The 24,204-nt window shown below is 48.2% G+C and carries 27 protein-coding genes and 1 pseudogene; 27 read left to right on the top strand and 1 reads right to left on the bottom strand.

What is annotated here, in order from left to right:
- Nucleotides 1-59 precede the first annotated feature (59 nt).
- From ABLV30_RS03540 to ABLV30_RS03430, 23 genes and pseudogenes are all read left to right on the top strand, one after another.
- Nucleotides 60-305 (top strand): annotated as a pseudogene (locus ABLV30_RS03540) (DUF2560 family protein).
- A 61-nt stretch (nt 306-366) separates the two neighbouring features.
- Nucleotides 367-717, top strand: a complete 351-nt coding sequence (locus ABLV30_RS03535; protein WP_025108057.1) for an HNH endonuclease signature motif containing protein — start codon at nt 367-369, stop codon at nt 715-717.
- A 130-nt stretch (nt 718-847) separates the two neighbouring features.
- Complete coding sequence (locus tag ABLV30_RS03530; RefSeq protein WP_004884285.1) at nt 848-1,342, top strand: phage terminase small subunit P27 family; 495 nt, start codon at nt 848-850, stop codon at nt 1,340-1,342.
- Nucleotides 1,339-3,069 carry a terminase large subunit gene (locus tag ABLV30_RS03525; protein WP_135721205.1) on the top strand — a complete coding sequence of 577 codons (1,731 nt, stop codon included), beginning with the start codon at nt 1,339-1,341 and terminating at the stop codon, nt 3,067-3,069. Before ABLV30_RS03530 ends, ABLV30_RS03525 begins: the two co-directional genes overlap by 4 nt.
- A gap of 147 nt (nt 3,070-3,216) precedes the next feature.
- Nucleotides 3,217-4,443, top strand: a complete 1,227-nt coding sequence (locus ABLV30_RS03520) for a phage portal protein (protein ID WP_131929696.1) — start codon at nt 3,217-3,219, stop codon at nt 4,441-4,443.
- On the top strand, nt 4,436-5,035 hold the full coding sequence (locus ABLV30_RS03515; RefSeq protein WP_139512782.1) for an HK97 family phage prohead protease: 600 nt from the start codon (nt 4,436-4,438) through the stop codon (nt 5,033-5,035). The genes ABLV30_RS03520 and ABLV30_RS03515 overlap by 8 nt, the downstream gene beginning before the upstream one ends.
- A 9-nt stretch (nt 5,036-5,044) precedes the next feature.
- A complete protein-coding gene (locus tag ABLV30_RS03510; RefSeq protein ID WP_131929700.1) occupies nt 5,045-6,283 on the top strand; it encodes a phage major capsid protein in 1,239 nt (412 codons plus the stop codon).
- A gap of 77 nt (nt 6,284-6,360) precedes the next feature.
- Nucleotides 6,361-6,678: a head-tail connector protein gene (locus ABLV30_RS03505; protein WP_348865535.1), complete on the top strand. Its 318-nt coding sequence runs from the start codon at nt 6,361-6,363 to the stop codon at nt 6,676-6,678.
- 69 nt (nt 6,679-6,747) lie between these two features.
- Nucleotides 6,748-6,960 carry a hypothetical protein gene (locus ABLV30_RS03500; RefSeq protein WP_109213025.1) on the top strand — a complete coding sequence of 71 codons (213 nt, stop codon included), beginning with the start codon at nt 6,748-6,750 and terminating at the stop codon, nt 6,958-6,960.
- A gap of 1 nt (nt 6,961) precedes the next feature.
- Complete coding sequence (locus ABLV30_RS03495) at nt 6,962-7,294, top strand: phage head closure protein (protein WP_348865534.1); 333 nt, start codon at nt 6,962-6,964, stop codon at nt 7,292-7,294.
- Nucleotides 7,287-7,826: an HK97-gp10 family putative phage morphogenesis protein gene (locus ABLV30_RS03490; RefSeq protein WP_101827061.1), complete on the top strand. Its 540-nt coding sequence runs from the start codon at nt 7,287-7,289 to the stop codon at nt 7,824-7,826. Before ABLV30_RS03495 ends, ABLV30_RS03490 begins: the two co-directional genes overlap by 8 nt.
- Entirely contained in the window at nt 7,823-8,188 is a 366-nt protein-coding gene (locus tag ABLV30_RS03485; protein WP_348865533.1) for a DUF3168 domain-containing protein, read from the top strand. Before ABLV30_RS03490 ends, ABLV30_RS03485 begins: the two co-directional genes overlap by 4 nt.
- Nucleotides 8,189-8,246: 58 nt before the next feature.
- Nucleotides 8,247-8,738 (top strand): phage tail tube protein, encoded by a 492-nt coding sequence (locus tag ABLV30_RS03480; protein WP_017146242.1) that lies wholly within the window; start codon nt 8,247-8,249, stop codon nt 8,736-8,738.
- A gap of 42 nt (nt 8,739-8,780) precedes the next feature.
- Nucleotides 8,781-9,164, top strand: a complete 384-nt coding sequence (locus ABLV30_RS03475; protein WP_348865532.1) for a phage tail assembly chaperone family protein, TAC — start codon at nt 8,781-8,783, stop codon at nt 9,162-9,164.
- Nucleotides 9,165-9,166: 2 nt separating this feature from the next.
- Entirely contained in the window at nt 9,167-9,430 is a 264-nt protein-coding gene (locus tag ABLV30_RS03470; protein ID WP_064407446.1) for a hypothetical protein, read from the top strand.
- Between the two features lie 63 nt (nt 9,431-9,493).
- Nucleotides 9,494-9,886, top strand: a complete 393-nt coding sequence (locus ABLV30_RS03465) for a hypothetical protein (RefSeq protein ID WP_348865531.1) — start codon at nt 9,494-9,496, stop codon at nt 9,884-9,886.
- A gap of 61 nt (nt 9,887-9,947) precedes the next feature.
- On the top strand, nt 9,948-12,374 hold the full coding sequence (locus ABLV30_RS03460; RefSeq protein WP_348865530.1) for a phage tail tape measure C-terminal domain-containing protein: 2,427 nt from the start codon (nt 9,948-9,950) through the stop codon (nt 12,372-12,374).
- Nucleotides 12,374-12,847, top strand: a complete 474-nt coding sequence (locus ABLV30_RS03455; RefSeq protein ID WP_025108045.1) for a hypothetical protein — start codon at nt 12,374-12,376, stop codon at nt 12,845-12,847. The genes ABLV30_RS03460 and ABLV30_RS03455 overlap by 1 nt, the downstream gene beginning before the upstream one ends.
- A complete protein-coding gene (locus ABLV30_RS03450; RefSeq protein ID WP_049592239.1) occupies nt 12,844-13,326 on the top strand; it encodes a DUF1833 family protein in 483 nt (160 codons plus the stop codon). The genes ABLV30_RS03455 and ABLV30_RS03450 overlap by 4 nt, the downstream gene beginning before the upstream one ends.
- Nucleotides 13,327-13,335: 9 nt before the next feature.
- Nucleotides 13,336-13,716 (top strand): nitrite transporter, encoded by a 381-nt coding sequence (locus ABLV30_RS03445; RefSeq protein WP_116281122.1) that lies wholly within the window; start codon nt 13,336-13,338, stop codon nt 13,714-13,716.
- Nucleotides 13,713-16,769, top strand: a complete 3,057-nt coding sequence (locus ABLV30_RS03440) for a host specificity factor TipJ family phage tail protein (protein WP_348865529.1) — start codon at nt 13,713-13,715, stop codon at nt 16,767-16,769. Before ABLV30_RS03445 ends, ABLV30_RS03440 begins: the two co-directional genes overlap by 4 nt.
- A 55-nt stretch (nt 16,770-16,824) precedes the next feature.
- Nucleotides 16,825-19,116, top strand: coding sequence for a hypothetical protein (locus ABLV30_RS03435; RefSeq protein ID WP_348865528.1), 2,292 nt, complete (start codon nt 16,825-16,827; stop codon nt 19,114-19,116).
- A 4-nt stretch (nt 19,117-19,120) separates the two neighbouring features.
- Nucleotides 19,121-19,387, top strand: a complete 267-nt coding sequence (locus ABLV30_RS03430) for a hypothetical protein (protein ID WP_348865527.1) — start codon at nt 19,121-19,123, stop codon at nt 19,385-19,387.
- A 42-nt stretch (nt 19,388-19,429) separates the two neighbouring features.
- Here ABLV30_RS03430 and ABLV30_RS03425 read toward each other — a convergent pair whose 3' ends face one another.
- Entirely contained in the window at nt 19,430-20,713 is a 1,284-nt protein-coding gene (locus tag ABLV30_RS03425) for a hypothetical protein (protein ID WP_348865526.1), read from the bottom strand.
- A 150-nt stretch (nt 20,714-20,863) separates the two neighbouring features.
- Between ABLV30_RS03425 and ABLV30_RS03420 the strand changes: the two genes are divergently transcribed.
- The 4 genes from ABLV30_RS03420 to ABLV30_RS03405 all read left to right on the top strand — a co-directional run bounded on the left by ABLV30_RS03420 (nt 20,864) and on the right by ABLV30_RS03405 (nt 23,976).
- Entirely contained in the window at nt 20,864-22,549 is a 1,686-nt protein-coding gene (locus ABLV30_RS03420; protein WP_348865525.1) for a hypothetical protein, read from the top strand.
- Between the two features lie 98 nt (nt 22,550-22,647).
- Nucleotides 22,648-22,887 carry a hypothetical protein gene (locus tag ABLV30_RS03415; RefSeq protein WP_348865524.1) on the top strand — a complete coding sequence of 80 codons (240 nt, stop codon included), beginning with the start codon at nt 22,648-22,650 and terminating at the stop codon, nt 22,885-22,887.
- The gene (locus tag ABLV30_RS03410) at nt 22,887-23,213 is read left to right on the top strand and encodes a hypothetical protein (protein ID WP_064404787.1); all 327 of its coding nucleotides are present in this window, start codon (nt 22,887-22,889) and stop codon (nt 23,211-23,213) included. The genes ABLV30_RS03415 and ABLV30_RS03410 overlap by 1 nt, the downstream gene beginning before the upstream one ends.
- A gap of 346 nt (nt 23,214-23,559) precedes the next feature.
- On the top strand, nt 23,560-23,976 hold the full coding sequence (locus tag ABLV30_RS03405; protein WP_348865523.1) for a hypothetical protein: 417 nt from the start codon (nt 23,560-23,562) through the stop codon (nt 23,974-23,976).
- Nucleotides 23,977-24,204: the final 228 nt, after the last annotated feature.

Raw genomic sequence — 24,204 nt, 5'->3', positions numbered from 1 at the left:
ACAGAAGCTCTTCAGCGAAGGGCTTCGATAATGCTCCCCACATCGCACAGAGGTACGACATGGTCGAAATCACCGACGCCCAGCAGATTCGTCTCAACCTGCTCTCAACCCTGAACTACGACACAGCAGCAGCAAAAGTCGCCGTAGAATTTGTTCAGGATGATCCGCTTAAGTATCAGCTGTTTATTCAGTAATACAGCCGTGTCACATCAGAGACTGAAGTGGTGGCAAAGACGATGAAAGCTGTGCAGGAAGCAACTGAAGCGCTGCCGCTCTTTGATACCAGCGCTGAAGCAAACAGCTAAGGCATTACAGCAGGCATTCACTGAGTGCCTGTGATAATGCAAATCTCATAAGGACTTAATCATGCCCGCACTAATTCCCCGAGCATGCCGTAAGCGTGGATGCGCAGGCACAACAACCGACCGCTCAGGCTACTGCGAGAAGCATCGTAATGAAGGCTGGCAGCAGCATCAGCAGGGCAAGAGCAGGCATGAGCGAGGCTATGGCAGCCAGTGGGATATTAAGCGAGCCCGCATCCTTAAGCGTGACAATCACCTGTGTCAGAACTGTCTGCGCAACGGTCGTGCGGTAGCAGCTAAGACCGTGGACCATATCAAGGCTAAGGCTCATGGGGGTACCGATGATGATTCGAATCTTGAAAGCCTGTGCTGGCCCTGTCACAGAACGAAAACCGGGCGTGAACGTTTCAAATGATATCAATTCCCATTTGGATGACAACAGGGAGGGGGCGGGTCAAATCCCTGATGGCAAAGGCCCAAAGGACCGCCGCCTCAGTTAATTTTTTATACCCGCGAAAAATGAAATTTAACCAGGAGTAACGCTTATGGCTGGAACGGCGGGGCGTTCCGGGCGTAGACCAAAGCCAACGGCGCGCAAGGAGTTGGCCGGAAACCCCGGCAAGCGAGCCTTGAATAAAGAAGAACCAGTATTCACCCCCATCAATGGCGTAGCGCCTCCGGACTGGTTTGCCGAAGAGGAACTCCCGTTAGCATCCATCATGTGGGAGCTGACGACCAAAGAATTATGCGGACAGGGCTTGCTCTGCGTGACCGATCTTGCAGTGCTGGAGCGCTGGTGCGTTGCCTATGAGTTCTGGCGAAGGGCGGTAAAAAATATTGCTGTTGATGGGTTATCCATCACTGGCGCAATGGGCGGGAAAATTAAAAACCCTGAACTTACGGCCAAAAAAGAACAGGAATCGGAAATGAGTTCTACCGGTTCAATGTTGGGGCTGGACCCCAGCAGCCGACAGCGCCTGGTCGGTCTGGCCGGGAAGAAAAAGAACGAAAACCCATTCCTGAAGATGATCACGCCATGAGCCGAAAAGCCTATCCTAACGTTAACGCTGCAAATCAGTATGCAAGGCATGTCGTCGCCGGAAAGATTCCGGCATGCCAGTATGTCATTGATGCCTGCCAGCGACATATCGACGATTTGTCAAAATCGCAGGGAAAGAAATTTCGATACCGTTTTGATAAAGACTTTGCTGAGCGTGCAGCCCGGTTTATTCAGCTTCTTCCACATACAAAGGGAGAGTGGGCATTCAAACGAATGCCGATCACGCTGGAACCATGGCAACTATTTATAATTTGTTGCTCATTTGGGTGGGTTCATAAAGGTTCCAGGCTGCGCCGATTCAGAGAGGTCTATACAGAAATCCCCAGGAAAAACGGGAAGTCAGCAATAAGCGCCGGTGTGGCGCTTTTTTGTTTCACCTGTGATGGTGAATTTGGTGCGGAAGTGTATTCCGGTGCAACCACTGAAAAGCAAGCCTGGGAAGTTTTTCGACCGGCACGGCTTATGTGCAAGCGGACACCGTTGTTAACTGAAGCATTCGGGATAGAGGTTAACGCCAAGAACCTCAGTCGCCCTGAAGATGGGGCCAGATTTGAGCCGTTGATTGGAAACCCTGGTGACGGTCAGTCACCGCATTGTGCCATTGTTGATGAATATCATGAGCATGAAAGTGATGCTCTATACACGACTATGATCACTGGCATGGGAGCCCGCAGACAGCCGATTATGTGGGCCATAACAACTGCGGGTTATAACATTGAAGGCCCTTGCTACGATAAGCGTCGTGAAGTTATCGAAATGCTGAACGGAACGGTGCCGAATGATGAACTTTTTGGCGTCATTTACACCGTTGATGAGGGGGATGACTGGACTGATCCGGCGGTTCTTCACAAAGCCAATCCTAATATGGGGGTATCGGTTTATTCTGACTTCCTTTTAAGCCAGCAAAGCAGGGCCAAAAATAATCCCCGCATGGCCGGGATATTCAAAACGAAACACTTGAATATCTGGGTTGCTGCCCGCGCTGCGTATTTCAACCTGTTAAGCTGGCGAAAATGTGAAGATCAAACTCTTACCATTGAGCAATTTGAAGGCCAGCCCTGCATTCTGTCTTTTGACCTGGCGCGCAAACTGGACATGAACTCTAAGGTTCGCTTATTTACCCGTGAGATAGACGGGAAACGGCATTACTACTGTATATCTCCGCGTTTCTACGTCCCTTATGACACCGTATACAGCAATGATATTGACGATCACCGAACCGCTGAGCGGTACCGGAAATGGGTTGAAGCAGGGCTTATCACTATCACCGAGGGGGCAGAAATTGACTACCGCGTAATACTGGAAGATGCCAAGCGTGATAATCAACAGACCCCTGTTGAACAAAGCCCCATCGATCCACATGGTGCGACAAACTTATCCCATCATCTGGCTGACGAACAGCTTAATCCGATAACTATTATCCAGAATTACACCAATATGTCGGACCCGATGAAAGAACTTGAGGCTGCTGTAGAGTCCGGGCGCTTCCATCATGACGGCAATCCGATAATGACCTGGTGTATTTCAAACGTCGTAGGTAAGCATCTGCCTGGAAATGATGATGTGGTGAGGCCAATAAAAGAGCAGAACGAAAATAAAATAGACGGAGCTGTAGCTTTAATAATGGCTATTGGTCGCGCAATGCTCAATGAGGAACGCGATTTCCTGTCTACTCTCGACCCGGGCGAAGGGCTTTTAATTATATGAAAACACTTATCACTGATGCCATTGGGTTGGCCGGGTTCGGTTCGCTCGCTGCAGGCGTATATCTACAGTTCGGACTGGCACCATCTTTGATGATGTCCGGTTGCCTGCTACTGCTTTATGCGCTGGTGGCGGCTATGAGGGGGAAAAATGCTTCTTGATGCCTTGTTCCGTAGTGAACCTCTGGAAAGCCCCGGCACGCCGATCACGGGCGAATCGGCAGAAACAGATAACATTTTTGCCAACGATGTGTTTGTCAGCCCGGAAACGGCCATGAAACTGGCTGCTGTTTACGCTTGTATTTATGTCATTTCATCAAATATTGCGCAGATGCCGCTCCATGTGATGCGGAAAACTAATAATAAGGTTGAAGCCGCTCGCGATCATCCTGTGTTTTATCTGGTTCACGATGAGCCGAATGTATGGCAGACCAGCTATAAATGGCGCGAGTTAAAACAGCGTCATATTCTGGGCTGGGGTAATGGTTATACATGGGTAAAACGTTCCAGGCGTGGGGAAGTCTCCGGGCTGGAATGCTGTATGCCGTGGGAAACGACGTTACTTAATACCGGCGGACGTTATACCTATGGTGTTTATAACGAGGAAGGGGCTTATGCCATTAACCCCGACGATATGGTGCATATTCGCGCGCTGGGGAATAACCAGAAAATGGGGCTCAGTCCTATTATGCAACATGCCGAGACAATTGGTATGGGAATGAGCGGGCAGAAATACACCAGTTCATTCTTTAGTGGCAATGCGCGACCAGCAGGTATTATTTCAGTCAAGCAAGACTTGAATAAGGAAAGTTGGGGATGGCTTAAAGAACAATGGCAGAAAGCAGCTGCCGCTTTGCGTAGCCAGGAGAATAAAACAATGCTTCTCCCTGCCCAGTTGGATTACAAGGCTCTTACTGTTTCTCCGGTCGATGCCCAGATCATTGATATGTCGAAACTGAATCGCTCAATGATTGCCGGAATATTCAACGTTCCGGCACATATGATTAACGATCTCGAAAAGGCCACTTTCTCAAACATTACGCAGCAGGCCATTCAGTTTGTCCGCTACACGATCATGCCGTGGGTGACGAACTGGGAGCAGGAACTCAATCGCCGTTTGTTCACCCGCGCTGAGCTGGCCGCCGGGTATTACGTTCGGTTTAACCTGACCGGTCTACTACGTGGTACCCCGCAGGAACGTGCTCAGTTCTACCACTTTGCAATTACTGATGGCTGGATGAGCCGCAATGAGGCGCGGGCCTTCGAAGATATGAACCCGGTAGATGGCCTGGATGAAATGCTGGTTAGCGTTAACGCCGCGAACCCGGCAGACGACTTTAAGGCACCAAAAACCGACGAGGAAAATACCAATGAATGACCGTGAAACGCGCTGCTATAGCGGGGAGGTTCGCGCGGAACAACGCACCGATGAACCTACCCGCATTCTGGGTTACGGATCGGTGTTTAACAGTCGCTCTGAACCTCTCTGGGGATTCCGTGAAATCATCAAGCCCGGAGCCTTTGACGATGTGCTGAATGATGATGTACGTGGGCTGTTTAACCATGATCCCAATTTTATTCTCGGACGCAGCGCCGCCGGAACACTTTCGCTGTCTGTCGATGAGCGCGGCCTGCGTTACGACATTACAGCGCCGGATACGCAAACTATCCGCGATCTGGTTCTGGCACCGATGTTGCGCGGTGACATTAACCAGTCGTCCTTTGCCTTTCGCGTCGCCCGTGATGGCGAGCACTGGTACGAGGATGACGAAGGGGTAGTTATTCGTGAAATATCGAAGTTTTCCCGGTTGTTTGATGTCAGCCCGGTGACCTATCCAGCATATCAGGAGGCCGATTCCGGCGTCCGATCAATGAAAGCCTGGCAGGAGGCGCGCAACAGCGGTGCGCTACAGAACGCCATTAATCAACGAATGGCGCGCGAGCGCCTGCTGACCCTTCTTAACGCGTAAGGAAATACCATGAAACTGCATGAAATGAAGCAAAAACGTAACACCATCGCCAAAGATATGCGTGCCCTGCATGACAATATTGGTGATTCGCCCTGGACTGATGAGCAGCGCACCCAGTGGAACGCTGCAAAATCAGAGCTTGATTCCCTTGATGAGCGTATTGCTCGCGAAGAGGAACTGCGCCGCCAGGATCAGGACTATATTGAAGGAAATGAGCAGGAGCAGCGCCAGCAGCAAAAACAGAACCAGGGCACACCAGAAGCACAGGCCGAAGCGCGCCGGGCTCAGGCGTTTGATAAATACTTACGCCAGGGGTTTTCTGAGCTGTCAGCAGAAGAGCGTCAGGCTGTAAAAGAGCATCGTGCTCAAGGGGTATCTCCTGACGAGAAGGGCGGGTATACCGTCCCGACACAAATGCTGAACAAAATCGTCGATGCTATGAAAGCATATGGCGGTATTGCCAGCGTTGCCCAAATTCTGAGCACGTCCAACGGGCAGGATATTACCTGGTCCACCTCTGATGGCACCTCTGAAGAGGGTGAACTTCTGGCAGAAAACTCGGCAGCTTCTGAAGGTGATGTGACCTTTGGAACTGCTGTACTTGGTGCCAAAAAACTTTCTTCAAAAATCATTCGCGTATCCAACGAACTGCTGCAGGATAGCGGGGTAGATATTGAAGCTTACCTGGCTGGACGAATTGCCCAACGCATTGGCCGCGGCGAAGCAAAGTATCTGATCCAGGGTACTGGTGCCGGCACTCCTACTCAACCCAAGGGTCTTGCAGCATCCGTTACTGGCACCGTGAATACTGCATCAGCAACTGCGTTCACCTGGAAAGAGATGAATGCGTTGCGCCATGCTGTCGATCCGGCCTATCGCACTGCTCCACAAATTCGCTGGGCCTTTAACGATAAAACCCTTCAGGTTGTGGAAGAGATGGAGGACAACCAGGGGCGTCCTCTTTGGTTACCTTCTATTATCGGTGGTGCCCCCGCCACCGTTCTGAACGTGCCCTATGTAGTAGATCAGGGGATCGCCGATCTTGGTGCCGGGAATAAATTCATCTATTTCGGTGATTTTAACCGCTTCATCGTTCGTCGCGTCACCTACATGACGTTGAAACGGCTGGTGGAGCGTTACGCAGAATATGACCAGACTGCGTTTCTGGCATTCCATCGTTTTGACTGCGTACTGGAAGACACGGCAGCTATCAAAGCGCTGGTGGGCAAACCGGCATCTGGCGGCTAAGGCAATAATCAGCTTCAACCTCCACCGCTCCGGCGGTTTTTTTGTGCCCGCAGTTCGCTGCGGGCCAGGGAAAAACGATGAGCACAACGATTGAAAAGTTAAGGGCTCAGTGTCGGATCGATATCGACGACACAACGGAAGATGAGTCGCTTATGCTCTATTATGGCGCTGCGCGCCGTAGGGCGGAGAACTTCATTAACCGTAATCTTTATGAAGATGAAGTGCCGGAAACTGATCCTGACGGGCTGGTGATTGCTGACGATATTTTACTGGCATTGATGCTGCTGGTTGGGCACTGGTTCAACAGCAGGGAAGAAGCATCAGACGTTAATAAAATGAGCATTCCATTCGGGTTTACTTCGCTGCTTGAGCCCTATCGATTTATTCCGCTCTGAGGTGATTTATGGCCTGTGAAGGATGCCGCCGTCGGCGTGAATGGTTAAAAAAGTGGACGAAAATAGCCTATGAACGAGCAACAGGTAAACGCGCTGATAGCAGCGCTGAGCGAACAAACAGCAGCACAGAGAGAGCAGACAGAAGCGATAAACCGCCTGGCTGAATCAAACGTAGCCCTGTGCGATGTCATTATCCAGTCACTAGCTGCAGATGAAGATATTGAAATCACTTCATTGGGCGACGATCGACCTGTCTACTTGAGCCAACGGCCTGGAGGGTGATATGCAGGCCGGGAAATTGCGTCACAGGGTTACCCTGCAGGAGCCGGTAAAAGAGCAGAACCTGACAACGGGAGCAGTAATTAATACCTGGCGAGATGTCGCAACCATCTGGGCCGAAGTATACCCCTTGTCAGCGCGGGAGTTTATAGCGGCCCAGGCATCACAGGGCGAGATAACAACGCGCATAACGATTCGTTACCGGGCGGGCGTCACCAGAAAGCACAGGATTCTGTATCGCGGTGGTATTTACAACATTGAAGGCGTTTTACCAGACCCGCGCAGCGGCAGGGAATATCTGACGCTGCCCTGCTCAGAAGGGGTGAACGATGGCTGATGGTGTAGAGGTTAACCTTACCGGGCTTGAGTCGGTGCTGGGCAAGATGGATGCCGTCTCACAGGTGACCCGCAATAAAACCGGACGTGCAGCGCTGCGTAAAGCAGCAAACGTCATCCGGGACAGGGCCCGCAATAATGCCGCTCGTGTCGATGACTTTCTTACTAAAGAAGCCATCTATAAAAATATTGTCGTGAGTTTCAGCAGCAAAGCCTTTCGCAGAACGGGCGACCCAACCTTTCGTGTAGGGGTAATGGGCGGTGCAAGGCAATATGCCAATACAAAGGCCAATGTGAGAAAAGGCAGGGCGGGAAAAAGTTATAATACAGCCGGAGATAAAGGCAATCCCGGTGGTGATACCTGGTACTGGCGGTTTCTGGAATTCGGGACCGAGCATATGGCTGCGAGGCCAATACTACGCCCGGCAATGAATGGCGTGGATACTGACGTAATTAATATTTTCGCTGTGGAACTGGAAAAGGCTATCGATCGTGCCGTCCGTAGCGCAGCCAAAAAAGGAACGTCCGTATGATAGCTCCAATATTCTCTGTCTGCGCGGCAAGCCAGGCTGTAAAGGATTTATTGGGTACCAACCCCGTCAGGCTCTATCCCTTCGGGATGCAGGATGACAATATCGTTTACCCCTACGCGGTCTGGCAAAACATTGGCGGCTCTCCTGAAAATTACCTGAACCAGCGGCCAGATGCCGATCACTACTCTCTTCAGGTTGATGTTCACGGTGATACCGATGCAGATGTAATTGCCGTGGCCCGCGCATTGCGTGATGCAATTGAGGGGAAAGCCTATATCAGCCGGTGGGGAGAGCAAATCCGTAATGATTCCACGATGAAATACCGCTATTCCTTCGACGTTGACTGGATAACGACCAGGTAACCAACAACCCCAAACTGACCCGCTACAAGCGGGTTTTTCTATTTATGGAGACTAAAAAATGTCTGTATTAACGCAAGGCACGCAGCTCTTTGTGCTGAAATCTGGCGTGGTCAGCGAGGTTGAATGTATCACCAGCTTCAACCCTGGCGGCAACCCGGCCGATCAGATTGAAGATACCTGTCTGAGTGAGCGGGACTCCAGAACCTATAAAAAAGGACTGAAAACGCCAGCTTCAGCAACTGTCGGGCTGAATGCCGACCCGAAAAACGCCAGCCACATTATGCTTCATGGGCTTTCTGAAACTGATGATCAGACACCGCTAACCTTTGCTATCGGCTGGTCAGATGGTACAAGCGCCCCGACCGTTGCAGCTTCCGGCGATGAAGATGCTGTTGATGGTCTGGTGCTTCCGTCTGATCGCACCTGGTTTATCTTTCAGGGCTACGTTTCCGATTTCCCGTTTGATTTTCAGGCAAATGCCGTGGTTACCACCTCCGCAACTATCCAGCGCTCCGGATCGGCGGTCTGGGTACCTAAAGCAGCAGCGTAATGATTTGCCCGGTCTGCCGGGCTTCTTGATTCAGGAGAAGAAATGAAACTTACTCTCGACACATTAAAAGAGTCCGGGGCATTCACTGGCCGCCAGGTAGAGAAAGAAATCAAATGGAAAGGTCGTGACGGGAAAGAGCATATCGCAACCGTCTATGTGCGCCCGATGGGTTACCACACTACTAAAGCTGAACTGCTGGCGTATAACGGCAAATCAGATCCGGTGGCTGGCCGTATTGCCGCTCATATTTGTGATGAGGAAGGCAAGCAAATCTTTACTGAGGCAGACATTCTCGGAACTGCTTCCGAAGACCGTGGCGCGCTCGATGGGCCAATTGTTATTGCCTTATTGGCTGTGATTCAGGAGGTCAACGATCTGGGAAAGACTACGAACTCACAGGAGAAGACGAGTTCTGGTGTGAGTTAGTCATGAACGGCATCGGTGGGCGCACCATTGCGGAGGCTCAGGAGCGAATGAGCCTCCGTGAGTTTCAGATATGGGTAAAGTACCGCAATAAGTATGGTCAGCTTAACAGCATGATGCGTACCGAGTGGGGGGCTTCACTGGTGGCCTCCGTGTTGGCGAACATCAATAAGTCAAAGAATTCGCCGCCGTTCAAGATTAGCGACTTTGCACCACATATCAATGAGGTCTCTGTATCGCTTGAAGATGCCATGAAAAATTGGCATTGATAACTTTTAAATGTAGTTCTTGAGCACTATCATCAGCAGACCAATTACTACTGGGATAGGGATATGAAAAAAATAGTGTTTTTAATCGCAACATTGCTTTTAACAGCGTGCGCTGCTACTCCACCAAGCCAGGTGCAATTAAATTCTGCCGATTATGGTGTGCTTCCGGATAACTACCAGCAGAGGATTAAGGATTGGTGGGGAGGTATGCTGAGAGATCCTTATTCAGCCCAATATACATTTGGAAAACCAGAAAAAGCATGGTTTAAAGATGGTATTCTTGCTGAATCAGGGGGAGCTATGAGATATGGTTGGCTGGTGCCTATAACGATTAATGCTAAGAACTCTTTTGGCGGCTACACCGGTGCTGAGTCTCATACTATATTTTATTCTCACGGTAAAATAGTTTCTGCTGATGCTCAAGTAAATTCCGGATACACCGGAAGAATAAAGTAATATTTAAATTACATCTAAAACCCCGCTCTGGCGGGGTTTTTTTATGTCCGGAGAATACTTAATGGCAGGCAAATCCCTTGGTACTTTAACAATTGACCTGATAGCAAAAGTTGGCGGATTTGTTCAGGGGATGGATAAAGCTGAAAGGTCATCCCAAAAATGGCGAGATCAGGTAAAAAAAGATGCTAAAGAAGTAGGTGCATCTATAGCCGCCATTGGAGTCGCTGCCGCTACTGCTGCTGTGGGGATAGGTGTTGCTGGACTGTCCATTGTAAAAAATACCGCTCAGCAGGTTACTGAGGCAGATCGTTGGGCTAAATCGTTAAAAATGTCTACACAGGATTTATTATCCTGGCAATATGCTGCTGAACAGGCAGGACTAACCGGCGATAACATTGCTGATATTTTTAAAGATATTAATGATAAAGTCGGCGATGCCGTACTGAATAAATCCGGCGAAGCTGCACAAGCCTTAGATACACTGGGTCTTTCGGCAGAAAAGTTATCGAAACAATCTCCAGATAAGCAACTGATGGCAATCAGTGCTGCCCTGCAAAAAATACCATCACAGGCAGGGAAAACAAATATCCTTGAAAGTCTTGGAAACGACCTGTCAAAGATGCTTCCGTTGTTCGACAACAACAATGAAAAGCTAAAGCAGTTTATCCAGCTTTCAAAAGATTTTGGCGTTGCGCCGCCCCAGGAAGATATTGATAATCTAGTAAAGGTTAATCAGTTTTTCCAGGATATTGAGACCAGTGCGCGTGGCTTGAAAATGGAAATCGCTTCTGGCCTGGCAAAAGTCGATCTCTCACCGTTGCAGGCTGGTCTTGATGATATTCGTGATGTATTTACCGACCCTGCAGTTCTTCAGGGAATTTCTGATCTTGTAGGTGAGGCGATCAGCCTCGCTGGTGTGGTTGGAAGAATTGCTGGTGGTTTGGGTGCCATTGCATCCTACACCCGATCTCGCGTTGGTGCCGTATCAGGGAATTACGATGCTTCTGATATGAACGACGTAGAACAGCGTATTGAATTTCTGAACAAGAGGGGCAACCAGAGCAAGGAACAAAAAGAAGAGTTAGATTTTTTAAATAAGCGTCGCCAATTCCTACAAGCTATCAAAGGATCGATACTCACACCAGAAGAATCGCAAAGGGCCGCGAAGGGTATGCAGTCCCTGCTTTCTGGGATGGGCATAGATCCTGTTATTGTTGATAACAACAATCTCGGTAAGGGAGAATCGAATCAGAAGCAAACTGCCAAGAAAAATCCAGTTGATAACGCATTCCAAAGTAGATTGTTAGATCTACAGAAACAAGCTGCACTTATTGAAACTACTGGAAAGAAAACAGCCGAAGTTACCGAGCTTGAAAAAATTAATTTTGATATCACTAGCGGCAACCTCAAGAAATTGTCAGAGGCTCAAAAAGAACAGCTCCGCACTGCTGCGAAAACTCTAGACTCTAAAAAAGAAGAGCTTAGACTTAATCAGGAAAATGCAAAGATTGCAGAATATGTTTCTGGATTAGAGAAACAAAATAAGTTAATACGTAAGGGGTTTGATAACCAAATTGTTGGCCGTTATTCTGGTAGCCGTGAACGTTCACGGATTCAGGAAAATAATGAAATTCGACTAGACTTTGAATCTCGGCAAGAAGATTTATTAAACCAGCTTCAGTCAGGTGATATTGATAAGAGTCTATACGATAAAAAAAAGGAAGCTTTACAGAGTTCTCTAGATGAAAGACTGAAAATTCAAGAAGAACATTATAAAAGTGTAGATCAACTACAAAAAGATGGTGTGGCTGGTTTCGTTTCTGGTATCTCAGACCAAGCTGCTGCGTATTCTGATTTATATACTAATATGTCGCAGGTGGGTGCAGAAACTTTTAGCAACCTAACGAATATGGTAATCACCTGGGCCGAAACAGGGAAACTTAATGCTGAAGAGTTTGCTGCTACTTTCATTCAGTCTGTAGGTGCTGCATTACTGCAATATGCTGCAGCGCAAGTAGCTATGGCTGCATTGAGCGCATTTACTGCTTGGATCGGCGTGCCTTATGTAGGGCCAGCAGTGGCATCAACCCAAGCAATAGCGGCGGCAGCGGCCGCAGGTGTATTTATGACTGCTATTGGCTCTGCTCTTCAGGGCCAAGCTCACGACGGTATTGACTCCGTACCTGAAACCGGAACCTGGCTTCTACAAAAAGGCGAGCGAGTTACTACTGCTAAAACCAGCGCAAAGCTGGATGCCACTCTGGATAGGGTCGCGACTCAGTCAACCGGTGGTGCTATCTATGCTCCAAGTCTTAGTTTTAATGTCAATGGTGATCCCTCGGATGTGCAAATTGCCATGATGAAGAAAGCTGCTTCGGATGGTGCTCAGATGGGATATCAAAGAGCAGTTCAGTCTGTAGCCAGCGGGCAAGGTGATTTGCATAAAGCTCTGATGGGCAAAACAAATGCGGGCAGGAAATTACGCTGATGGCAATCTCAACCGATATTAACTACCCGGCGGAATATCTTCCGTGTCCATTAAAAGAAAACTTTGGCCTTAAACCAACATCACCACTGAAAAGTAGCACGATGGTTACCGGCCGCCGAAGACAGCGGCGGGCTTATACGTCTGTTCCTTCTCAGACATCAGTCGCCTGGATATTCACTGATGGTCAGGCTCAACTTTTTGAAGCCTGGGTAAGGGATATCACCATGGATGGGGCGAACTGGTTCAATATGCCGTTATTAACGCCCCTGGGTCAGCAGGATTATGTTTGTCGATTTACTGATGATTTCTACGAGGGACCTACTCCCGAAGGGGGGAAATACTGGCGGTATACTGCGACACTTGAGCTTTGGGAAAGGCCAATTCTTCCTCCCGGCTGGGCAGAGTTCCCTGATTTTATAGTGAACAGCGACATTCTTGATTTGGCAGTTAACAGGGAGTGGCCTGAAGCATGACGATACTCAATCGCCTCTATGCCAGCAGCGGGCCGGAGGTCATCATTGAAACGCTGCAGATTAATATCGGTGATGCGGTTCATTACCTGTGCAAAGGCTATGAAGACATTACAGCCACCACCGAGAATGGCGATACCGTAACGTTTATTGCCTGTGCGATGGATATTGCATTACCAGCCCGTAACGCTGATGGCACACAGGATTTGAAGTTTGCCCTTTGCAATATTGATGGGGTTGTTTCGACTGCTATTCGTAACGCTATCAATGACCGTAACCCGGCATCGCTGACGTATCGCAGTTTTATCTCAACGGATTTAACGGCACCGGCTGCTGTGCCCTATACCCTGGCGATTAAGTCCGGATACTGGACGGCTACCGAGGTGCAGATTACCGCTGGTTACATGAATGTTCTGGATACAGCCTGGCCGCGATATCGCTATACGCTCCCATCATTCCCCGGTCTGCGTTACATCAGCTAAGGAATCCCAATGTTTAACCCTGATAAATACCTTTCGGTCACCTGGCTGAAAGGCGGAAGAGTGTATCCGCAGCTCGACTGCTTTGGCATTGTGAACGAGATACGACGTGATCTGGGTTTGCCGCAATGGCCTGATTTTGCGGGAGTGACCAAAGATGATGACGGTCTCGACCGGGAGGCGCGGAAATTGATGTTAAAACTTGAACGTTGCGATCCTTGTGAGGGGGCTGGAGTGGCCTGTTTCTCCGGTTCGACAGTCACTCATGTGGGGATCGTCGTCAATATCGGTGGCCTGCTGCACGTGGCGGAATGCAATCCGGGAACAAACGTCACCTTTCTGCCTTTGCCGCGGTTTAAGCGGCGATTTGTCAAAGTGGAGTTCTGGCAATGACCATTCGTTTTTACCCGTCGCGGCTGCCCGGTGAACCGCTGGAAACGCATGAGCATGGCGTTACGAGTATTCGCAACTGGCTGGCGGCGAATGTTAAAGGTTACGAGGATCGGGATGTTCCGCCGGTAACCATTGAGGTAGACGGTAAATCTGTTCCGCCAGGCGATTGGGGTAGTTGCGTGATCCACCCTGAATGTGATGTCCGGATTTATCCGGTTCCCTTCGGGCTGGAGGCCGCCACCATCGCGTGGATTGCTGTAGGCGTTTCTGTTGCAGCTGCGGCCTACTCTCTGTTCATGATGGGGAATATCGATGCCGGTGGCTACTCTTCATCAACTGGCCGTAGTCTGGACCTCAACCCCGCGAAAGCGAACAGTGCAAAACTGGGCGATCCCATCCGTGAAGTTTTTGGCCGCCGCCGCATTTATCCGGATTATGTTGTCCAGCCTGTCACCCGCTATGATCCCACGGACCCGGCCATCATGCATGTTCATATGCTTGTCTGTATGGGGGCGGGTTATTTTGATTACTCAGAGGGTGATATCAGAGTCGGGGATACACCAAAAACATCTTTGCCGGGCTTCAGTCATACAAACTATCCACCCGGAGCCGATGTTTCCGGCGATGAGCGTAGCGAAAACTGGTTCAACTCGACTGAGGTTGGGGGAACATCCTCCGGCACCGGGCTTGATATGGCGCAGACCTCGCCGGATTCCGACGATATTATTGCTGACAGCATGACTGTTTCTGGTGCGAGCGTAACGTTTACCGGACTTGATACAGATGACGATGAAGATGAGGACGATAACGCGCTGCCTGAAAGTTGGGTCGAAGGCACTATTGTAGAGATTAAGGCGCCAACCAATTTTCTGATTTCGACCTCTTCCGGCTACAGTGTTTTTGCCAGCAAGCTCCTGACCGAAATCGCGCCAGAGCCAGGGATGCCGGTGACACTGAACTTTAACAGTGTTGATTACGACCTCTTTATCGCAGCATACACGCCTGGGCAGGATGCCGTTCCGGGAGAGGGCGGCAGTGCGGCTAAAATTCAGGCCAGCGCAGCGCCGACGACTTACGATTATTCGCTGGGCAGCACAACCTTTACGGTTACCTGGCAAGGAACAACCTATACCGTCTCTCTGGTTGCCGATTATGTCAACATGTCCGGCCTTCTGTCGGCAATTACTGAGGGGCTGACGGGGTCCGGCCTCGTGGCGCAGGATAATGGCGGAACGGTACTGATCACAGAAGAGGCAAGCCCGTTTGCGGGCGGAGAAATCACTTCGTCCTCGCTCCCGGTAGCGGTCTTTGGCGATGCGCCTGTTTATACCGCAGGCAGTGAATCATCCGGCGGTAGCGCAGCTATCATCGCAAACGTCACATTAGCGTATAACAGCGCGACGGGGACTCCTTTTTCGGGGATGCCGGAGGGTACCCAGCGTCTTTCTCTCTCTCATAGGGGGAATGAGTACCAGATAATTTCAACTGATGGCACAACGGCTACCGTTGCGCGTCTGGTTAATGGTGCTGTTGATGCCTCCTGGCCGGGTTTTTCAGCGCGGACGATGATCGACTATGAAGCCACCGGGCTGAATGACAGTGACACATGGATGGGCCCCTTCCTGGCGAGCCCTGATAATGAAACTGTGGATATGTTTGAGGTGAATTTTTCATTCCCCAGCGGTATCTGCGGCTTCGATAACAAGGGCAAGAAACGCATCCGGCATGTTGAGTGGGAAATCCAGTATCGGGTTTATGGTTCAGGTGCGGGCTGGATCAGTAAAACAGGTGAGTATGCGTTAAAGAACGTAAACGGCCTCGGGTTCACAGAGCGGATTGTGCTGGACTCACCGGGTCTTGTCGAGGTGCGTTGCCGTCGCCGGAATGAGCAGGGGAGTAATAACGCGCGCGACAACATGTACTGGCAGGCTCTTCGCGGGCGTCTGCTGACACGTCCTTCATCCTACGCCGGAGTGACTCTTATGGGCGTGACTGTGGAGACTGGCGGGAAACTTGCTGCACAGTCGGATCGCCGGGTTAACGTTGTGGCCACGCGTGTATATGACTCAGGCGTGGCCCGGTCAATTTCGGGCGCATTAATGCATGTGGGCAATTCTCTCGGCCTTCAGATGGATACGGAAGCCATCGGCGTGCTGGAATCGACATACTGGACGCCTGATGGTGAGTATTTCGACTTTGCTACCGGAGACAGTATTTCGGCGCTGGAAATGCTGCAGAAGATAACGAATGCCGGGAAATCCTATTTTCTGCTGAGTGACGGACTGGCGTCCGTCGGGCGGGAGGGGGTCAAGCCCTGGACAGGAATAATCACTCCACACGAGATGACTAAGGAGCTGCAGACCGGCTTCACCGCGCCGTCCAATGATGATTATGATGGCGTCGATGTGACCTATATTAACGGGACCACCTGGGCAGAAGAGACGGTCCAGTGTCGCACCAGTGATAAGCCCACGCCGGTTAAAATTGAGGATTATCAGCTTGATGGTGTACTTAGCCGGGATCGCGCGTATCAGATTGGTATGCGCCGCCTGATGAAGTACCTTCAGCAGCGGGAAACCTACCAGACCACTACCGAACTGGATGCGCTGTGCTACAACGTTGGTGACCGCATTGTTCTGACAGATGACATACCGGATTCAGCGACGACAATCAGTTGTCTCGTTGAATCCTTATCAACTGTCAATGGCGTGACGACGATAACGGTATCCGAGCCCCTGAACTGGACGTATCCGAATCCCAGAGCATTAATCCGCTATCAGGATGGTTCGGCCTCAGCGTTGATGGTCGCGACGAAGGTGGGAGACTATCAGCTGTCAGTGCCTTATCTCAGTAAGTTCGACGAGATAGATTTTTCGACGGCATCCATTGAACCGGTCAGGCTGGTTTTTTGCGATTCTTCCCGCGTGGGTTACAACGCGATAGTGTCGGAAATAGCTCCGCAATCTGACGGGACGTGTCAGGTTACCGCCAAAGAGTACCGCGCGTCATTCTACGACTACGACAACGCCAGCTACCCCGGCGACGTTGAATAAAACTGAAACATCTCTCAACAACCCGCTTCGGCGGGTTTTTTGTTATAGGGCGACTATGAGCACATATAAAACCGGCAACCCGTTGGGTTCGGCGGCTGTAAAGGATTTATTTGATAACGCCGAGAATCTCGACTTTGCACTTAACAGCCTGACCGCCTTAATCTGGACCGATCGTCTGGGCAAAACGCGTCGCTCGTTCTTCGGAATGGAGTCGGCATTTGTCACGCAGCTCACCAGCCAGGAAAGTCGGTTCAATTCCTTCATCCAAAGTTCGGGCTATCAGATTGTCGGTGATTACACTGCCGGCCCGTTGACGCTCACCGAATATAACCAGCTTATTCGCTATAACAACGAGCTGTATAAACTCACCGCAGCGACAGATATCCCGTTTACCACGGCTGGTAATACTGACGAAACATGGACCGATACTGATGCTGCGCATTTTGTATCTGTCGGTGATGCAGCGCTTCGCCAAAGCCTGGCCTCCAGTGAAAAGGGCTCAGGTGGCTCAATGATTGAGCTTGAGCAAGAAGGAACCGTGCAAGGTGCTTTAACAAATGTATTTTTGGTAAGTGATGCAGATAATACCGGTGCTAGCGATGTTACTGCAAAAATTCAGTCCTGGATTGATAAGGCAGCAGCTATCGGCGGAGGTACAGTTGATATTCCAAAAGGCACGTTCCTTTGTGCCAGTTATTCAAATCAAGTTATTCTTCCTGGTGATGACGGAACCGCCGCCCCAGCGTGGGTAGCCGCAGGAACAGATGCAAACATTGCACCAGAAGCGACGCATACAATGTATGCAGCGTTAAAAATTCCCCATAACGTAACTCTTCGGGGGGCAGGTAGAGGTCTAACGACATTAAAGGGAAATTGGGACCCTAATACAACAGCAATGACCCTGGGCAGTGGTATAGGAATTTACGTATCAAGAGACAGTGTTGGTAATAACGGTACCGTCAACTATGGCCTGAAAGATATCACATTATCCAATTTCTTTATTGGCCGGCTGGTTGAAGGCATTTCGTTTGCATCTAATGAATCGAATCTGAAGGTAACATCCTGCACCTTCTCTGGTATTTTTCAGGGCATGGATCAGCACACCTGGTCTGGACAGGTAGAAACAACTGGCTGTGTTGCGGGAGATGTAATCGGTGGTTGGTGGCTTCAGCGAAACAATACACAAAACACCGCCTACATACCTCCATATCCCGCTACTGATGTGTATTTGTTGGGGTGGGCCGACTCTTGCCCTTCAGAGACACTAACTGCAGGTCAGATTAATGGTACCTGGGGAGCGCTGCAAAATAATGCAGATACATTCTTTGATACCTATTTTTTCAAATCTGCGAACTCAGCAACTACAGCCAGCGGAGGCCGGTTAACCAATAACAGCAATAACACAGGAACAATCCCGCAGTGGAAGGGTGTTGCTGGCAGAGCGAGGACCGTTCTTAGCCGGTACGGCCGTCCAATCAACCGAATGGATATCGATAACCTGAAGCTGATCAGGCAGCACAGGACTCCCATTTACCTGTCTAATAGCCTTGGAGAAAGCGTAATAAGTCATGCATATTTTGAAGGCATTGGACTGGTGGATAATACCGGTAGCGCAGTAAGTGGCAACCTTTTCGGGATAGACGTTGTTGACCCACTAAATACATCAGAAAGCGGTGTCGGGTACATGGTTGCGCGAGGGGGGATAGGCCTTAAAAACTTTACTGCAAGTAGCAAAAACCAACACGCCCCATTAAGTGATAATGCTGACAGGAAGAATGCTTTCTATAGAGGCACATTGTATGTTCCGTCAGGTACCGTATCCACCACTCAGGCGGAGATAGACAGGGCATCTGTATGGGATGGGACTACTACGGATATCAGATATCTACGGTATGCTGATAAGGCGTTTACCCAGCCTCTGCAATTCACTCTTGGAGGTCCAACTTTTAGGTATGCTGAGGGAAACTTCACGCCAACTTTAACAGTTAACGGATCGCTAATCACGGGGCTAGCTGTATCTCGCGGGCATTATAAGAGAAACGGCAACACTATAATGGGCGGAGTCCAGTTTTCATCTTCGGCAGCCCTGGCCTTATCAGCTGGACAGGTGGTTATTGGTGGGCTGCCATTCACCATACCATCTGGTGCGATCGCATACCATCACGGTCAGGTAGATGTGTATAGCCACGCCGCCGCGGGGGTGAATGTCAGACCGTTCTTTAATGATGGGGCAACGACAATAAAGTTAGTCACTGACTCAAAAGGCACTGACTTCACCGCATCAAACGCGCCAGGAAGCGTTCAACTATTACTGTATGTTTCCTTCACAATGATTATCTCCGGGTAACTATATGCATTTAAAGAAAAGCATCAATGATAATTCTGGTAATGAGATAATTTTTGCAGAGCATTACATTGCAGAGATATCTATTTCATCAGATGGAGTTGCATTCCTGGTTCAAAGTTATAGACCATCCGCTAATGAATTTTCAGAAAGAATTCCATTTAAAGCTGAATATTATCACTGCCAATATAATGCAGATAAGGATGTATACTCTCAATGCATTGAGTATCTTCTGACCTTAGATGAGTTTACTGGCGGAGAGGTGTTAAGTTAACTTTTTCTCCCCCTTTCAACTTCAGAAAGGGGGAGACAGCAATTAATATTCTCTGATTCTCTTTATAAACAAAGCTGAGTACATCTGCAGGAAGATGTAAGCCGCAAAAACACTAATGGTCTGTTGCTGTGCAAGAATGTTACTTCCAAGCCAGAACATGATGCAGAAAAACATCCACGGATAGAATACAATCCCCAATGGATTACCGCGTTTAAATGACGACCATGATAGTTGCGCCACGCAGCCGTATATGAGCATAAAGAAAGGAGTCAGGTAGGAAGCTGTTACGAAAACATATCCGAATACTGTAATCCAGATGTAAGACTCATTGAGGGAGGCCGCAGCAGTATCAATGAACTCTTTAGAACGGACCATCTCAGGGTTTACCCATCCCAAAACACTACTAGTGAACATATCACCAACTAATGGTATGTACTGCAAGAATACCGCAAGATAATACCCGTCGCCAGGATATAGATACCTTAACTTCCCGTTTAGCAACGCTGCCATGTGGTTGTATGAAGTTATGGTGTACCCAACGATTGATCGCACAACATCATCAGAAGAGTCAAATCCCCTCAGAAAACTAAATACACCAAAAACGGCTATCAATGCAAAAAATGAGATAAGCATATAAAACACAATTGTCTTATTGCCTACCTTTTTGTATTTCTGGTTTAAAATTATTACCATGAATCCAAGCAGGAGTGGCATCATTTCAAATCGAGCCATTTTAATGATGGCGTTAGCCATACATATGGCCGACAGAACGCCTATAAAAAGCAATATAAAAAACCGCTTAAAAAGTCTTAGCTCATGCTTATAGTGATTGTATTGGACTGTAGCCCATAAAGCTACACATATTGAGAATTGAGCGGCCTGGGCCATTGTGTTTGCAAGCACCAGTTCCCTCTTCAGGTTTGCGCCATCACCAAGAAGAAGGTACATAATAAGGTTAGGGTTATTCGCTAACAGAAGCTTTATCGACATAAAGCTGAAAATTATTGAAATAATTACCGGAAGCAAAATGAATTTTGTTACCGAAATCCTTAGCACCTTTCGAACGTCGGGAGAATTTTTAGTTATTATCCTTCTGGACATCTGAGAAACAAACAGCGTCCCAATGAAAAAGAAAAACACGCATGTTGTTACAAAGAGGAATGATGCAGGATCGAATGATATGTAATTCTGTTCTCCGATGAGGTGTCGATAGTATTTCTCAGGAAAGAATAGAGCCACTAGAAAAATAAAGTAGGCAACCATTGCAGCAAAATAAGGGGAAATAAAAAATCTCCCGGGGTTCTTATATTCGTTTATTTGTTGCATATTTACACTAGTTAATTAGACATGAGTTTACAGCCATTGTATAGACTACGCGAGCGATTACAATTACATTAACATTTTGTAACAAAAAATAGTTTCTACCGTCCTTGGTACTATGAAACCCTGATTCTTTTAACCTTGCCAGGGGTGGATATGGACAGAAGATCGCTGTTGAAGATTGCAACTGTCGGTGCTGTTGCGTTGGGCTCTAACTCCATTGCTAGCGCGCGAGATAAGACAAGTGACATCAAAGCATCAGGAAGGAATGTAAGCATATCAAGTATTATTACCGCAGACATGAGTGATGATGATGCGATCTCACTTGCTATTAAAAAGGTAACGGCATCATCTGGCGGCGTAGTTATAAATGACCTTGAAAGAGCTCTTGAAATAAAGAACAGGCAAGTTTTTGAAATTAACAGGTCCTCATTACAAGGAATTTCATCCAGCGCAGGAGTAGATAAAATTGGCATAATTGGCCATTTTGTTTTAACTGGTGGTGGTGGTTTTGATTTCATAGGTTGCCAGTACATTCACGTTGATGTTTTGATCAATGGAGGGGATGGTAACAGCATTACTGATACAGCCATCAGAATGGAGTCTGGTTGTGTTGGTGCTTCATTTAAAATAATAGGCAACCTGTACCAGGGTACTCTTTTTGGTACGTTTGGTAAATATAACAGTAAAACATCAAACGGAGTACAGAGTGTTGATGATTCAAAGATATCTGCATTCTCTTGCGGTAGGGCATTCTATATATCGGGCACAACCGGGTTTGGGACGATATCCACGGTATGGGAAGAATATCCAAAAGGCTCATCTGTTATAACCAAGTCGAGCGATGTCACCATAGGTGTTTATGAGAACTTCGTTCCTGATCAGAATAGCGGATGTCTTGTTATTGAAGATTGTGGAAGTGTCACGTTCGGAAGCCTTGCTACTGGAGCATGGGGGCAGCCTCAAGTGAAGGTATCAAGAACGCAGACCATGGCTATCGGCAATCACTTATCCGTACTTGGCAACAAAGATAAAAATAATGATGACGTATTTGCACTGGATATAGATGCGGCAATTGTATCTATAGGTAATTCAAGACTCGAAAAGCTGGGCAGCGGTTTTAGAATTGGTGGCGGTGGAACTCTAAATATTGCGAATGTAACAGCAAACTTTGTCAACCAACTTGCATATTTGGGGTATGCTTTTGATGACAAGAGAAAGAAGCAATCAGCCTTTTTTAATGCGGCTAGTGTTACTGTGTATAGGCCTAATTCTAGCAACTGCCTTAAAGATAAAGACCTTATTTTTATTAGCGACTCTGTTGATGTTGGATGCCTGGTAATTGAAAACATCAAGGTCATAGGTATGAACTTCAAAAGGAAAGATTCTGCATCGAGAATCATAAACAGCCAATCATCTTCAGGAAATCTATGCATTGCTATAGGGTTATCCGTTCAGGGCATTCCTGATAATAAAAACTTTATTTATATAAAAAACATTGCTTCATTAAAAAGATTCATCTCCTCCGGATACTCTGGAGAAATAGATTTTAATAATGGAACTACCACAGGATATGGAGAGGTATTTTCAATCGCTGATGATAAACCTTTATATAATAAAAAATCATCGCTACCTTTTGACAGAAAAGCAAAACTTTACTTCATCTTTTCTGTTGATGAAGGCGGGAATTTTGAGGTTCTCGTGAACAACAGCCTTGTCTATTGCAGATATGATGCTGGCAAATCCTCTTGTGTCGTAGATTTGCAAAAGGGAGATTCCTACATGGTTAGGATGAGCAAGTGTCAGGTTATCAACGAACGGATCGTGTATCAGATAGCGTAACTCTTTAAACCACGAGCACTGACAGCAAAGACGTCGCTTGATCTTCTCTCTCATTAAAACTACTGTATGCATAAACAGTGTTAATGGGAGGGCAGATCATGCTTCGACAATCAGACATCAACCAGACCTTTCATGAGTCGGTACTCCGAAACTCAAAAGGCTATCAGTATCTACGCACGCGTGATTTAGTCTCTTCTTTGATGCAGCGGGGCATTCATTTCTCAGAGTCGGAAGCCAATCGCTGGATAGAGCGCTATCAGTCGTGCTTTGCTGACAAGACGCGTGAGTACACAGAGAATCGGCTGTGGATTCTCCGCAACATGGGGAGAGTGATGTAATGACTGCCAGCTACTTTCCTTCACCTGCTGCCGACTACGTTGAGTCTGCTCTGACTGTCACGGCTGCATGTGACATCAGCGCTAACTCTCAGGTTATAGAGACAGACCGCGGCTATGTCGTTCTCGATTTATCGCTGAAGGTGACGCAAGGAAGCGTCCTTCTTATCCGCCTGGCTGGCGAACTGCAGTTTGCAAAATTGATGGGACGCTCTTTTATTACAGCCGAAGGCGAGAGCATTGAAGGTGAGGCGCTGAAAGACGTGGAATCGCTCGGAGTCGCAACCCATGCGATTAACGACTTGAGACAGTATACAAGTCCTGTTTGATAAAAAAATCCCCGGAGCAGGCACACTCAGGGGAAAAAAACTTCATGACATTATTGCTGTGTGCGTCTCCGCGCGGAGTATATCTTCTGAGAAAATTCCTGATGTTTCCAGATAATTCTGGTCTGAACAGTTAAGTTAAAGTTCCGGTTGCATGGGTATGTTTTTACTTAAGGGGGCCTGGAGCTGTTGAAGTGCTCGGAGTTGCTATGCACACGATCAACAGCTTGAGGCTGGATACTACCCCTGTTTGAAGGGGAGTGTGATTAACCGCACGTTAACTACTGTTGCCTGAAATTCACATCTGAGATAATAACCTCACGAATAATAGAGCAAAGCGCGTTTAAATATGAGCAGTAAGAAAACGTTAACGTTCATGCAATTTTTGATAATAAATAGTCAACTCGCCGGCATCTCAGATACTTGGGCTGATTTGTGGGTATTGATTTTCCATACGAGCCTTGGTGCGGGCAGGCTGCTGTCTCTTCGTTACGATGACATAGATGGCAATTCGATACTGATACGAGAGAGGGGGAGACTGAAAGCACTGCGCGTTGAAATTCCACCTACGGTGATGGCGATGATAGCGCGGCGACGGGAAAGGCATCCAGAGGATATTTTTGTGTTCCAGAGCCATTCAAATCGTGTGAAGAACGAATGCCGGCCAGTAACACTCATTGCTTTCAATACCGCTTTAAACCGGGCTGCAAAATCCTTATCGGGAGTCACCGTGAGCAGTAGTAGCGCAAGAAACGTATCTCATTAATCGCCCATAAGCACCTGCTGGCAAAGTAGTCAACTTGCAACCCCTTAGTGGGTTATTTGTAAGCTATGAGAATGGTTATTGCCTCAGACCCTTAGGGGGTAAAATTGGGGCAAATTTTGGGGCAGAATAACGTTTGGGGCACGATTTGGAGCAATCAAATGTCCGCATTTGTCCGCATTTGTCCAGAAGTCAACCGAGCTATATCGTTGAAAATATTGCAGATCATTG

The sequence above is a fragment of the Klebsiella sp. CN_Kp113 genome (genome assembly GCF_040064585.1).
Classification (GTDB): Bacteria; Pseudomonadota; Gammaproteobacteria; order Enterobacterales; family Enterobacteriaceae; genus Klebsiella; species Klebsiella michiganensis.
This window is presented reverse-complemented; position numbering and strand designations above follow the sequence as displayed.

Bases quoted from the DNA above. Each gene is read 5' to 3' on its own strand.
- ABLV30_RS03450 (WP_049592239.1), top strand. From the start codon at position 12,844: ATGACGATACTCAATCGCCTCTATGCCAGCAGCGGGCCGGAGGTCATC.
- ABLV30_RS03495 (WP_348865534.1), top strand. From the start codon at position 6,962: ATGCAGGCCGGGAAATTGCGTCACAGGGTTACCCTGCAGGAGCCGGTA.
- ABLV30_RS03425 (WP_348865526.1), bottom strand. From the start codon at position 20,713: ATGCAACAAATAAACGAATATAAGAACCCCGGGAGATTTTTTATTTCC.
- ABLV30_RS03490 (WP_101827061.1), top strand. From the start codon at position 7,287: ATGGCTGATGGTGTAGAGGTTAACCTTACCGGGCTTGAGTCGGTGCTG.
- ABLV30_RS03530 (WP_004884285.1), top strand. From the start codon at position 848: ATGGCTGGAACGGCGGGGCGTTCCGGGCGTAGACCAAAGCCAACGGCG.
- ABLV30_RS03500 (WP_109213025.1), top strand. From the start codon at position 6,748: ATGAACGAGCAACAGGTAAACGCGCTGATAGCAGCGCTGAGCGAACAA.
- ABLV30_RS03440 (WP_348865529.1), top strand. From the start codon at position 13,713: ATGACCATTCGTTTTTACCCGTCGCGGCTGCCCGGTGAACCGCTGGAA.
- ABLV30_RS03475 (WP_348865532.1), top strand. From the start codon at position 8,781: ATGAAACTTACTCTCGACACATTAAAAGAGTCCGGGGCATTCACTGGC.
- ABLV30_RS03430 (WP_348865527.1), top strand. From the start codon at position 19,121: ATGCATTTAAAGAAAAGCATCAATGATAATTCTGGTAATGAGATAATT.
- ABLV30_RS03520 (WP_131929696.1), top strand. From the start codon at position 3,217: ATGCTTCTTGATGCCTTGTTCCGTAGTGAACCTCTGGAAAGCCCCGGC.
- ABLV30_RS03470 (WP_064407446.1), top strand. From the start codon at position 9,167: ATGAACGGCATCGGTGGGCGCACCATTGCGGAGGCTCAGGAGCGAATG.
- ABLV30_RS03420 (WP_348865525.1), top strand. From the start codon at position 20,864: ATGGACAGAAGATCGCTGTTGAAGATTGCAACTGTCGGTGCTGTTGCG.
- ABLV30_RS03525 (WP_135721205.1), top strand. From the start codon at position 1,339: ATGAGCCGAAAAGCCTATCCTAACGTTAACGCTGCAAATCAGTATGCA.
- ABLV30_RS03485 (WP_348865533.1), top strand. From the start codon at position 7,823: ATGATAGCTCCAATATTCTCTGTCTGCGCGGCAAGCCAGGCTGTAAAG.
- ABLV30_RS03465 (WP_348865531.1), top strand. From the start codon at position 9,494: ATGAAAAAAATAGTGTTTTTAATCGCAACATTGCTTTTAACAGCGTGC.
- ABLV30_RS03535 (WP_025108057.1), top strand. From the start codon at position 367: ATGCCCGCACTAATTCCCCGAGCATGCCGTAAGCGTGGATGCGCAGGC.
- ABLV30_RS03415 (WP_348865524.1), top strand. From the start codon at position 22,648: ATGCTTCGACAATCAGACATCAACCAGACCTTTCATGAGTCGGTACTC.
- ABLV30_RS03515 (WP_139512782.1), top strand. From the start codon at position 4,436: ATGAATGACCGTGAAACGCGCTGCTATAGCGGGGAGGTTCGCGCGGAA.
- ABLV30_RS03460 (WP_348865530.1), top strand. From the start codon at position 9,948: ATGGCAGGCAAATCCCTTGGTACTTTAACAATTGACCTGATAGCAAAA.
- ABLV30_RS03410 (WP_064404787.1), top strand. From the start codon at position 22,887: ATGACTGCCAGCTACTTTCCTTCACCTGCTGCCGACTACGTTGAGTCT.
- ABLV30_RS03405 (WP_348865523.1), top strand. From the start codon at position 23,560: ATGAGCAGTAAGAAAACGTTAACGTTCATGCAATTTTTGATAATAAAT.
- ABLV30_RS03435 (WP_348865528.1), top strand. From the start codon at position 16,825: ATGAGCACATATAAAACCGGCAACCCGTTGGGTTCGGCGGCTGTAAAG.
- ABLV30_RS03480 (WP_017146242.1), top strand. From the start codon at position 8,247: ATGTCTGTATTAACGCAAGGCACGCAGCTCTTTGTGCTGAAATCTGGC.
- ABLV30_RS03505 (WP_348865535.1), top strand. From the start codon at position 6,361: ATGAGCACAACGATTGAAAAGTTAAGGGCTCAGTGTCGGATCGATATC.
- ABLV30_RS03455 (WP_025108045.1), top strand. From the start codon at position 12,374: ATGGCAATCTCAACCGATATTAACTACCCGGCGGAATATCTTCCGTGT.
- ABLV30_RS03445 (WP_116281122.1), top strand. From the start codon at position 13,336: ATGTTTAACCCTGATAAATACCTTTCGGTCACCTGGCTGAAAGGCGGA.
- ABLV30_RS03510 (WP_131929700.1), top strand. From the start codon at position 5,045: ATGAAACTGCATGAAATGAAGCAAAAACGTAACACCATCGCCAAAGAT.